The organism is Pontibacillus sp. HN14 (assembly GCF_021129245.1).
Classification (GTDB): domain Bacteria; phylum Bacillota; class Bacilli; order Bacillales; family BH030062; genus Pontibacillus.
Genome location: NZ_JAJOLR010000005.1, coordinates 42,534 through 54,041 on the forward strand (window position 1 = coordinate 42,534; position 11,508 = coordinate 54,041).

Annotated in this window: 10 protein-coding genes; 3 read left to right on the plus strand and 7 right to left on the minus strand. The window is 40.3% G+C overall.

The annotated features are described in order from the left end of the window. Positions 1–343 precede the first annotated feature (343 nt). The 4 genes from LQ226_RS15145 to LQ226_RS15160 form a co-directional block, all read right to left on the minus strand. Complete coding sequence (locus tag LQ226_RS15145) at positions 344–970, minus strand: FMN-dependent NADH-azoreductase (RefSeq protein WP_231418801.1); 627 nt, start codon at positions 968–970, stop codon at positions 344–346. Between the two features lie 290 nt (positions 971–1,260). Further along, positions 1,261–1,404: a hypothetical protein gene (locus LQ226_RS15150; RefSeq protein ID WP_231418802.1), complete on the minus strand. Its 144-nt coding sequence runs from the start codon at positions 1,402–1,404 to the stop codon at positions 1,261–1,263. A gap of 391 nt (positions 1,405–1,795) precedes the next feature. Then, positions 1,796–2,590 (minus strand): S8 family peptidase, encoded by a 795-nt coding sequence (locus LQ226_RS15155; RefSeq protein WP_231418803.1) that lies wholly within the window; start codon positions 2,588–2,590, stop codon positions 1,796–1,798. A gap of 168 nt (positions 2,591–2,758) precedes the next feature. Further along, positions 2,759–4,201, minus strand: a complete 1,443-nt coding sequence (locus tag LQ226_RS15160) for a poly-gamma-glutamate hydrolase family protein (protein WP_231418804.1) — start codon at positions 4,199–4,201, stop codon at positions 2,759–2,761. Positions 4,202–4,452: 251 nt separating this feature from the next. Between LQ226_RS15160 and nadE the strand changes: the two genes are divergently transcribed. From nadE to LQ226_RS15175, 3 genes are read left to right on the plus strand one after another with little or no spacing between them, the layout of a single operon-like run. Beyond that, positions 4,453–5,202: an NAD(+) synthase gene (gene nadE / locus LQ226_RS15165; protein WP_231418805.1), complete on the plus strand. Its 750-nt coding sequence runs from the start codon at positions 4,453–4,455 to the stop codon at positions 5,200–5,202. Between the two features lie 4 nt (positions 5,203–5,206). Further along, positions 5,207–5,767: a cysteine hydrolase family protein gene (locus LQ226_RS15170; RefSeq protein ID WP_231418806.1), complete on the plus strand. Its 561-nt coding sequence runs from the start codon at positions 5,207–5,209 to the stop codon at positions 5,765–5,767. 60 nt (positions 5,768–5,827) lie between these two features. Continuing rightward, a complete protein-coding gene (locus LQ226_RS15175) occupies positions 5,828–7,270 on the plus strand; it encodes an NAD(P)H-binding protein (protein ID WP_231418807.1) in 1,443 nt (480 codons plus the stop codon). Between the two features lie 53 nt (positions 7,271–7,323). On the opposite strand, the gene LQ226_RS15180 is transcribed toward LQ226_RS15175, so the two are convergent. The 3 genes from LQ226_RS15180 to LQ226_RS15190 form a co-directional block, all read right to left on the minus strand. Then, on the minus strand, positions 7,324–8,766 hold the full coding sequence (locus LQ226_RS15180) for a carbon starvation CstA family protein (protein WP_231418808.1): 1,443 nt from the start codon (positions 8,764–8,766) through the stop codon (positions 7,324–7,326). A gap of 223 nt (positions 8,767–8,989) precedes the next feature. After that, complete coding sequence (locus LQ226_RS15185; protein WP_231418809.1) at positions 8,990–9,721, minus strand: LytR/AlgR family response regulator transcription factor; 732 nt, start codon at positions 9,719–9,721, stop codon at positions 8,990–8,992. Continuing rightward, positions 9,706–11,457, minus strand: coding sequence for a sensor histidine kinase (locus tag LQ226_RS15190; RefSeq protein WP_231418810.1), 1,752 nt, complete (start codon positions 11,455–11,457; stop codon positions 9,706–9,708). The genes LQ226_RS15185 and LQ226_RS15190 overlap by 16 nt, the downstream gene beginning before the upstream one ends. Positions 11,458–11,508 lie beyond the last annotated feature (51 nt).

Consider the following 11,508-nt stretch of genomic DNA (forward strand, 5'->3'; position numbering starts at 1 on the left):
ATAAAGGAAACACGATGAGCGTAAGCGAATCGATGTTGACTTATCGACCGGAGGTGAGGGAAGCCTACTAGTTGCTGGGTGCTGGAGCTAGATGTAAACAAAAGCATAAGCACCTGCTTAGCAACGTATAGGCTGGACTGAACCGCAGTGAGATAAAGGAAACACGATGAGCGTGAGCGAATCGATGTTGACTTATCGACCGGAGGTGAGGGAAGCCTACTAGTTGCTGGGTGCTGGAGCTAGATGTAAACAAAAGCACAAGCACCCGCTTAGCAACGTATAGACTGGACTGAGTGCAATAAAAAAAGGAGCCGATCTCTTGATCGGCTCCTTTTTATCTTTATTAAAATGTTTGCGCTGCATCCTTAGCTCTAGCAATAGCGTCTGATTTAATTTCTTCTGCTTTCTCTGGCATCGCCGCTTGTCCTTCTACGAATAGTCCTTCAAATGTAGGAACACCAAATAACTGCATGATGGCATTTAAATAACGGTGACCCATTTCTAAACCAGCAGCCGGCCCTTCAGAGTAGAAACCTCCATTAGCTTGAATATGAAAGGCTTTCTTATCTGTTAGAAGGCCAACAGGACCGTGTTCTGTATATTTGAACGTTTTCCCTGCTACCGCTACTGAATCAATATACGCTTTCATAACAGGAGGGAACGAGAAGTTCCACATCGGATTAACAAAAACATATTTATCAGCATTCACAAATTGATCACTCAGTTCACCCAAACGATTCACTTTGCCTTGTTCAGATTCTGTTAGCTGATCACCAGATTGAAGTTTCCCCCAACCGCTAAAGATATCTGCATCAATTTGCGGGATATCCTCCTTATATAAATCAACATGAACGACCTCATCGCCAGGGTTCGCTTCTTTATAAGCATCAATGAATGCTTTCCCGACACTCATACTGTAAGAAGTTGCCTCATCATGCGGATGCGCTGTAATATATAATACTTTAGCCATTGTTATCTCACCTTTCTAATCTTTTCGTAAAAATAGTTTGCGCTATTTCTACATCCCTAGTATTTATCTCGAATTAAATTATCTTTATTTCGAGATTAATTATAGTACCTAATATTCTTATTATCAAGTATTATGCTTATTTATTTTTAAATTGCTCCAAAAGCTTCAGAATATAAGATATTCGCACTATCAAATATTTCCCTTACCATTACCCTCCCTTAATTTATATCCGTTTCTTCACTCTTAAAACATAAAAAGACGAAAATCAAAAATTGATTTTCGTCTTTTTATCATTCAGTCTCATTAACGTGATGAGTATATGGATTTGCCGAAATCTGCTTTCTCATTTCATCTGTAAACTCAACCGGTTGATACTCCGATAACTCCCCACTCACAGGAGCACTTCCATCATAATGCAATGGTTTCCCTTCCATAAAAACCCTCCCTTATGTTCAGTAATAGTATATGTATTCTAATATGAGCCCACAATCACTAAAACATGTGCCCTATGATTATTTTACTACAAGAAGATTCTTCTAACATCTTTATATCCATAATTTTTACACTCTTTTTCCTTTTATGGGAATCGATACACCTTGCTATATAAAGTAATGGAAACATACCATATTCGAGACCTCGTTGGCAGGCCCGTTGCTATAATGCGTGGCCGTTCGTAAAGCTATAGCTAAGTGGTGTTGGAAACGACTCGCCTTCCGCGGGCGAGTCGTCCCCAACACCCCCCTAGCACTCATTAAACGTAACGGCACCCCCAGATTAAAATGTCTCAGCTTCAAGTGTTCCCCATAAGGGGACTTATGCCCCCTTCTATTGAGTAGCTAAGAATCGGTCAAGTTCTAATACCCTGTATCCATCCTTCTCATAAAAAGAAGTAAGACGCAGCAACAAACGAGCATCATCCGTTGTCATTTTAGGTTGGATTTCTTTAAAATATGCAAGCATCCCAGACACTGAACCCGCCGCAAAACTAGTCCCCGTCTTACGAACAACTTCACCACCAGGACTAGCTCCTTCAATCAGTACACCCGGGGCTAAGAAATCCAAATCCGGGCTTCGATTCCCATTCTCATAAAGATGATCACTGTACGTATTATAACCACCAATTGCAATTACTTCATCCAGTCTTGCAGGGAAACTAATGCGATTGGTCAACCCATCATTACCACTTGCCCCAACGAAAACGACTCCTTTACGTTCTCCAAACCGTATCACCCATGATGTAAGAGGATTCTCAACTTCAGATATACTTAAATTTACAATGTCCGCACCTTTAACGACACTGTAGAAGATACCAAGAAACGAAGTCCCAACTCCTTTACCGTTCTCTCCTAACGTTTTAACCGGTAACAACACTGCATGTGGAGCGACTGAGTGAATAATACTCGCAACGTGCGTGCCGTGACCATGATCATCCATCGGATCTAGGTCCCAGTTGTAGAAGTCATATCCATTTTCGACACGGCCCTCAAGCATAGGATGTGATGCATCAATTCCTGTATCAACGACCGCTACAATCGTTTCTTTCGTATCAAATTCAGCAAGCTCTATATAAATAAAAAAACCAGTTATAAGAAAGACACAAAACAAAAAAAACTGTTTCATGCAAATCCCTCCATATTTATATATATGAAGAAATCGTTACGTTGATATGATTAATTTTACAAAATATTTAGAATATTTACCAGAAATTAATATTCCATATTGTTACATATCTTTGATGGACTAAAAAAAGAGGCTGCCCCTTGAGAGACAACCTCTATCGATTTAACATTACTGATTCTTTTTCCAAGCTGTATAGTTATGGATCGCGATCCCTTTAAAACCAGGGTAGTCTTCATTCATAAAATGCGTTCTTACTTTCGCTATTTCACCTTCTGTATACCGTAAAGACTTCCCATCAAATGAAACGTAATCAATCTTATAGGGGTTTAATTCAACACCCACTTCCACTTTAGGGGCTTTTGCATATAAAACTTCATTTTCCGCTAAAGTTGTAATGCTATTCGGTCCAACCGCTGTATTTCGATAACTCATGATGGAAACGTAATCCTGCATATCAATGAACTGTTGATAAAAATTCTCTTCATAATCATTTACAGAACGATTGTCAGTCCAAAATGGCAAGGCACTTCCAACGATAAAACCATAATCCTTGGCATGCTCTACATACGTTTCTGCTGATTGCTTCCATTCCTTAACCGCTTTCTTTCGGTTATTGTCCCACAATTCAAGTGAGTATGGTTCCACATCGAAATGAATGCCTACAAACCGTTGTTCTTCTTCTACTTTCTGATTATAAGCGTGAATGAGATCTACTCGTTTCACTGCATCTTTTGTATAAGCTTTTTGCCCCCACAATGGGCTACCTATTAAAGCATGTACCTTAATCCCCTGGTTTCCTGCTTTTTCAATAAAGTATTGGTAGTTTTCTTTGTCCACTTTTGGATAAAAACGCATATATAGTTGATCTACTTGTTGGTTCGCGAGAAATTCAATTGTCTCATCTGGATTTTTAGTAACTGGTTCTGACTTCCACATCCATACACTTTTTTGTGCATGGTATTCATTAATGGCATCCTGAATAGCTGATACATATTGATAAAAAGATTCGGACTTAATCGCCTGTTCTTTGAAATCAGGATTAGTATAGTCTTCCCCTTCATAAAACGCCGACCATTGTGCATCTGAGATGAGTAGGTTCATTCCTGGTTCAGATGATTGAAGAAAAGATGCGTTTGGTAAAGAAGCTACAGCTTTGCTGACAGGGAATCCTAACCTCTTCAAATGCTTATTTACTAAGCCTTTCAATTTTTCATTCACACCAGATAAAGTGGTCATTGGAGTAGAGCCTTTATTTCCTTGGATGGAGATTCTAGTTGAAGGAGTACGATCGAGTTCAAAGATGTTGGAGGTATTGGGTTGTATGAACAATTCAGAGCGCGCGCCCAATTCTCGGTTCATGGAGTAATAATTCTCTGTGGTTCCTGCTATTTCTTCTACAAGTAAAGATGTGGCTTGCATAAATTCCTCTCCTGCCCCACCTTCACTAAGCCATTTATTGGAATCTTTTTGGTTTAAAAGTAGTTCCCAACAACTTACTTCACAATACGTTGTGGTGTTTACTTCCTCTCCTTCGACTAGATTACTAGGAAGAAATACAAGGAGGAATGTGAGTGCTACCATTACTTTTGTCATTGTTTTTATTGGTTTCATAGCCTAATCTCCTAATAAATAAATGTGATTTTATACTCAGTTCTCTATTAATATCGTACATAGTTCAGAAAGATTAAGCTTTTTTTACTATTTAATGTGCTAAAATTACTAGTTATTTCGACACGATTCGATCCTTAGGACTCAGTTCTTCTGTCACAGGGACACTTAAGAAGGGAACAAACGTTTATTCTTTACCAAAAGAAGGAACTTAGCTAATTAGAAATCAATTTAACAGAAGGGATCGATAAACAGTGGAAAAAAAAGTAGAGTACTTAACACATTGGATTCAGGAAAAAGTAGAAGAGGCAGGGGCTAAGGGAGCACTTGTAGGAATTAGTGGTGGCATTGATTCCGCAGTAGTATCTTGCCTTGTTAAACGTGCCTTCCCCGAACAATCACTAGGAGTGATCCTTCCGATAGATCAAGAAGTAGAAGATCAAGAAGATGCTGTAACGCTTGTAGAACAAATTGGCCTAAATTACATTGGTATAAACCTAACGGACCCATACCAAACAACACATGCTACGATACGAGAAAAACTTAAAGAAAAGGGAGATTGGCAGGAAGACCGTTCCCAATTAGGAGGGGCAAACTTACAAGCACGTCTCCGAATGAGTACACTGTATGCTGTTGCCCATCACTACGGTTATTTAGTAGTTGGAACAGATAATGCTGCTGAAGATTATACTGGTTATTTCACAAAATACGGAGATGGCGGTGTAGACCTGGTTCCTTTGATTCATTTACGTAAAGAAGAAGTTCGGGAATTGGCAGAGTATCTAGAAGTCCCAGAGTCAATTGTTCATAAAAAGCCTAGTGCAGAGCTGTGGGAAGGACAATCTGACGAGGACGAATTAGGGGTTTCATACGATACAATTGATGCCTACCTTCGCGGAGAAACAGTTTCTGATAAAGACGCTAAAAGAATTGAAGAACTCCATAAACAAACAGAGCATAAGCGACAAATCCCGGCCGGGCCTGAACCATATAAAGGAGAGTAATAACATGTCGCAACATGATACGGCTTTGCTTCTAATTGACATGGTCAATAAAATGGATTTCGATGGTGGTGAACACTTGTTAGACAATACACTAGAAATCATCCCATCCATCCAGAAACTGAAGCAACAAGCCAAAGCACAAGGGATTCCAGTTATTTATGTAAATGATAATTTTGGGTTATGGCAAGAAAATGTTTCAGACCTCATTGAAGAATGCAGAGATGGGAGAGGAGAACCCGTCATCCGTCAGATTTTACCTGAAGATGATGATTACTTTATCATTAAACCCAAGCATTCTGGTTTCTTTGGAACTCAGTTAAGCATTCTATTGGATCAACTTGGAGTAAACAATTTAATTTTAACTGGGATCGCCGGAGACATCTGTGTCCTCTTTACAGCTAATGATGCTTATATGAGGGAATATAATATTTGGATTCCTGCAGACTGTGTGGCTTCTGAATATGAGGAAGATAATGAGAACGCAATAAGAATTATGGAGCGCTCCCTTTCAGCAAATACGACACAAGCAGATAAAATGTCCATCTCAGAAGCTTTTTCAACATAAGCGTTCTGTTCTCATGTAGGAACAAACCCTGAAGTCCGATTTTCAGTAGGAGGAATTCATATGAATGAAACGAAACGACGCCCAGTCGTTGCTTTAACTGGAGCCAGTGGATACATCGGCCAGAATTTATTGAAGAAATTAACGAAATACGCTGATGTAATCGCTCTGTCAAGAAATGGAGATAACAAACAAGATACCGAGCATATCACATGGCGTTCTTGCGATCTGTATTCCATGACGGATGCGGATAAAGGATTAGAAGGAGCTGATTTTGCAGTTTATCTAGTTCATTCCATGCTTCCCTCAGCGAAACTTAGCCAAGGATCCTTTGAAGATATGGATGTCATCCTAGCAGATAATTTCGCTCAAGCTGCCAAAAGACAAGGCGTACGTCAGATCGTTTACTTAAGTGGAATCATCCCTGAATCGGAACAGTTATCAAGACATTTAAGAAGCCGACTAGAGGTAGAGGAGATATTAAGAGCTTATGGAGTGCCTGTTACGACCATTCGTGCAGGGTTAATTGTAGGACCTAAGGGCTCCTCATTTCCGATCCTTAAGAAGCTTGTTAAGAGGCTGCCGGTGATGGCTTTACCTAAATGGACAAGAACAAAGACACACCCTATTGCCCTTAAAGAAGTTCTCCATGCTCTTAATAAAAGCATCGGAAACAATCATTTATCTAATAAAGCCATTGATGTGGGTGGCCCTGAGATTATGAGCTATCAAGATATGATGGTTCAAACAGCTGAATCGTTAGGTAAGAAACCAAGACTTTTCCCGGTTCCTTTCATGACTGTTAAACTGTCCAGGCTTTGGGTGAGTCTGACGACTGGAACACCAAAAGAAATGGTCTATCCATTAGTAGAAAGTCTTGTCCATCCGATGACTGCTAAAGAGGAGAATATGGATTCTGAAGTTAGTTATGGGAAGGTGACCTTTAAAGAAGCTGTTCAAACAGCTATTGAAGATGAGAAAGAAGAGGAACAGCAAGCTGCTAAACAACAACCCAACTCTCAAGGACTAAAGGTTCCTGATATTCAACACGATGTGAGGTCCGTTCAACGCATTCCTTTACCAGCAGGTAAAAGTGCTGATTGGGCTGCTAGCTATTATGTAAAGTGGTTGTCCGACACTTTGAACCCACTTGTCCATACAGAGACAGACCAACAAGATAACACACAAATTTGCCTTAAGTTAATTCGTACACCTTTATTAGAGCTAAGTTATTCACAGGAACGAAGCACGTCGGATCGAGCTCTTTTCTACATTACGGGAGGTTCCTTTCAAAATTCTAAGAGAAATGTTAGAGGAAGGCTTGAGTTCCGAAAAATCCCGGATAAACAAGAATGCATTGTGGCGATCCATGACTATATGCCTTCCTTGCCTTGGTTTATATATAAATATACCCAAGCGAAGGCGCATTTAGTTGTAATGTATCTCTTCAGAAAGCATATCGAAAAGATCATTGAACAAGCTAGAGTCCCTGCCCACTCTAATTAAATAAAGCCCGCAACCTTTAAAGGTTGCGGGCTTTTAATGAGGAAGTACAGCCGCTAAGCAGTCGTCTTCCATTCTTCTTCTAATGGGATTTCTTTATTCAATCCTTTACGAGCTGCTATAGAGAAAGAGATGACAACCCCAATCGTAATGATAGCTGCTAGAATATAAGAGATATTAATCGATAGACCAAATCCAATCTGTGCGTTTAAGATATACGTGAATGTCGCCATGGTCATAAAGGTAGCCGGAACCGCTGCAATCCAGTAATTCTTACGAGATAAGAATAAATACATGGCCCCTACCCATAACGCGATGACCGCTGTCGATTGGTTCGCCCAGGAGAAGTATCTCCATAGAAGGGTGAAATCAACTTTTGTCAGTGCAAAAGATATAACAAATAAAGGAATAGCAATCCACATTCTGCTTACAATTTTCTTTTGAGAAACGTTGATATAATCCGCAATAATCATACGAGCACTACGGAACGCTGTATCACCAGACGTGATCGGAAGCACAATCACACCAAGTACAGCTAACGTACCTCCTACAGCCCCAAGCATTTTAACAGACACTTCGCTTACCACAGCTGCTGGTCCACCATTAGCAAGAATCTCATTTAGTCCTTCCGAACCGTTAAATAGACTCATAGCTGCAGCAGCCCAGATCATGGCAATAATCCCCTCAGCAATCATCATACCGTAGAAAATACGTCGACCTTGCTTCTCCTTCTGTGTGGTACGAGAAATAATCGGTGTTTGAGTAGCATGGAAACCTGATAGAGCACCACAAGAAATCGTTAAGAATAATAGCGGAAAGATCGGTGCATCATCAGGGTGCATATTGGTTAACTCAATTTCTGGGATAGGAGCTCCCGTAAATACTAAGGAAAGTCCTACTCCAACTGCACTAATCACTAAGAACGCCCCAAAAATAGGGTAGAAACGTCCAATGATTTTATCAATTGGCAACATAGTCGCTAGTAAATAATAAGCGAAAATGGCTAGTAGAATAACAGGAAGTGAAAGCCAGCTACTTGCCATATTATGAATTAAATCAGCAGGAGCTGTAACAAAAACCGTCCCCACCAGAATGAGTAGTAATATCGTAAACGCATTCACAACGTGTTTCATCACTTTACCGAGAAATTTCCCTGCAAGTTCAGGCAAATGAGCTCCTCGGTTACGAATCGAAATCATCCCTGTTAAATAGTCATGTACGGCCCCAGCAAAGATGGCGCCAAATACGATCCAAAGAAAGGCCACCGGTCCGTATAAAGCTCCTAGAATAGGACCAAAGATGGGACCCACACCAGCAATGTTGAGTAGCTGTATTAATGAATTTCTCTTCTCCCCCATCGGCAAATAGTCAACACCATCACCGTTTGTATAAGCTGGTGTTTGACGTTCAGTGTTTACCCCAAAAACTTTCTCTACATATTTACCGTAAGTTAAATACCCAACAATCAATAAAACAATACTCACTAGAAATGTAATCATGATAGGAGTCCTCCCTCTTCTGTAATCGCTTACAAACATCATACCAAGTAACCGCTTACAATATAGAGGAATCTGTTCAACATGTTCATTTCTTACGTTAAGATGTTCTAAATAGAAACTAAGGTGTAGTGGATGCCTTTTAAATTGATAAGAATGATAGAGGTAGTTTCACAAAGGCTCACCACTACAGAATAATTGAATGGGGATTTTGTATTCCCCATTCTTAAAGCTCAAGTTGTTTCCTTAATTCTTTAACATAATTTCGGCTTACAGACAGTTGTTCATCTCTCCCTCTTAGCTCAAGATGATAGGCACCATTAAACCAGGGCACTAGTCGTTTAACATACTGTAGGTTAACGAGATAGCTCTTATGGATCCGAAAGAACGAAAATGGTTCAAGTCTTTGTTCCACTTCTTTTAAAGAACGCTTCGTTTCATAAGTACGGGTTTGGTCTACAATTTTGGTTACACGTCCATCCCGGTACACATACATAATTTCAGACGGTGTTAGGTACGTAATTTCTTCTTCTTCCTCCACAGCGAGCTTTGATGGAATTGTTCCTTTTTCTGCACTGCCTTCATTTAAGAGCCTTCGTTCTAGACGATCGACTGTCTCACGAATTGGTTCCTCTTCAAATGGTTTCAGTATATAATCAACCGCTTCATGTCGAAAGGCTTCAACAGCAAAATCCGGATAAGCTGTAGCAAATACAATATCCGGTACTTTCTTTAATTCCTGGAGTGACTCAGCTACCTCAAGTCCATTCATTTTCGGCATTTCAATATCCAAAAACAATACGTCAGGCTGCAACTGAAGAGCTTTCATCACCGCATCTTCGCCTGAATCAGCCTCTCCAATAATTTCAATACGTTCATGCTCTTTTAATAAATAAATCAGTTCCTCGCGGCTAAACCGTTCATCATCTACAACTACAGCCGTTATACGTTTACCCAATTCGCTTCCTCCTTCCTAGGAAGTAAAAAAGAAATCGTTGTTCCTTCTCCTAGTACACTCTCGATGTGTAAGCAAGCTGCTTCCCCGTGCATATGGACGAGTCGCTCATTCACATTATATAAACCAAGCCCAGTTCCTTTTTCAGACTCCACTTGAATCTTACCAAGACTCTTCAGCCTTTCAGGAGCAATTCCTGGTCCATTATCTGTTACAGAAACAAGGACCCCCTGTGATTTCTTCTGAACGGCTACACGTATTTCCGTTTGTCCGTCTTGTTCTTTCACTCCATGTTTCATACAGTTTTCAACTAATGGCTGTAAGGTCAAAGGGGCGATCCGTTCCTTTAGTGCTTCCTCATCTACCTCATACTCCACGTGAAGATGATCCACAAAACGTGTTTCCTCAACTAATAAGTAGGCTTTCACATGGTGAATCTCTTCTTCTAATGTAATCCACTTCCGAGTTGTAGCACTCAAATTCTGTCTGAAATATTTCGATAAAGCAATTAAGACTGCACGAGCCCTTTTAGGTTCTGTTCTTATTAGCGAAACAATTACATTTAACGAGTTAAATAAAAAATGAGGATTTACTTGAGCTTGTAATGCTTTGACCTCAGCCTCTCGGGCCAATTCCTGAGCTTTCTCAGCCTCTGCAATTTCTAACTGTTGCCCAAGTAGAGCACTAAGACCTTGAATTAACTCAAGTATCACATTGGAAATTTCTTTCTCCGATCTTACGTAGAATTTAAGTGTGCCTACCACTTCATTCTTTCTCTTTAAAGGAGCAATAATAGCAGCCCCAAGAGGACAGTTGGCTTTTGTGCAATGGATATCTTCATGCTTCACAATCAGTCTCGTACCCGTATGAATCACTTCCCTCGTAGCTGATGTCTGAATAACTTCCCCCGATTTATGATGATCATCAGCCAGTCCTACATGGGCCAAGATCACTTCATGATTTGTCATTGATATGGCACTAACATCCACTTCCTTAAAGATGATTTCACACGTACGTTTAGCAGACGTTTCATTTAACCCCCTTCGCATATAGGCAATGGTTGACTCAGCTAGGGTCAAGGCCTTCTGAGCCTGAAGCGCCCCCACTTTTTCTTCTTCATGTAAAACATTTCTTATAATGAGTAAGAAAAGGGCTGAGCCTACCCCATTGGCAACTATCATAGGCACACCAATTTCTTGAACCAGTTCAAATGCCTGGGTAAATGGCTTTGACATCACTAAAATAACAACCATTTGAACAGTCTCAGCTAATGCGCCTACGAATAAAGCTGTTTTCAAACGGAGAGATTTATCCTTCTTATGAAAAGCTCCCGCAAGTAAACCTGCTATAACAGCTGAAATACCACATGCCAATCCTGTAAATCCGCCTAATGAAAATCGGTGAAGACCCGCAATTAAACCTGCTCCAACTCCAATTCGATATCCACCAAATAATCCAGCGGCGACAATACCGATTACCCTGGAGTTGGCAATCGCTTCTTCCCCACTTAATTTATAAGCAAACGAACCGTACTCAAACGATAACGTATCATAGGTAATCCCTGTATAAGTTCCAATAATGCCAAATAGACCAAAAAAACCAATAGCAACATACCGCTGCTTCGAGGTAAGAGTCTTCTTATCAACCAACTCTCTAAAAAAGCGAAACCTCGTAATCACAAAGGCTACTGTAACAATAATGCCCAATCTTTCTAACATTGGCAGAAATAACTCAAGCACGCTCCCCCTCCTCCCCGTTGTTTAATAAACTCATTGTAGCACGACTCTTAA

What these genes read in the sequence shown, in the direction of transcription:
- LQ226_RS15155 (WP_231418803.1), bottom strand. Translation starts at nt 2,590, where the DNA reads ATGAAACAGTTTTTTTTGTTTTGTGTCTTTCTTATAACTGGTTTTTTT.
- LQ226_RS15180 (WP_231418808.1), bottom strand. Translation starts at nt 8,766, where the DNA reads ATGATTACATTTCTAGTGAGTATTGTTTTATTGATTGTTGGGTATTTA.
- LQ226_RS15150 (WP_231418802.1), bottom strand. Translation starts at nt 1,404, where the DNA reads ATGGAAGGGAAACCATTGCATTATGATGGAAGTGCTCCTGTGAGTGGG.
- LQ226_RS15170 (WP_231418806.1), top strand. Translation starts at nt 5,207, where the DNA reads ATGTCGCAACATGATACGGCTTTGCTTCTAATTGACATGGTCAATAAA.
- LQ226_RS15145 (WP_231418801.1), bottom strand. Translation starts at nt 970, where the DNA reads ATGGCTAAAGTATTATATATTACAGCGCATCCGCATGATGAGGCAACT.
- LQ226_RS15160 (WP_231418804.1), bottom strand. Translation starts at nt 4,201, where the DNA reads ATGAAACCAATAAAAACAATGACAAAAGTAATGGTAGCACTCACATTC.
- LQ226_RS15175 (WP_231418807.1), top strand. Translation starts at nt 5,828, where the DNA reads ATGAATGAAACGAAACGACGCCCAGTCGTTGCTTTAACTGGAGCCAGT.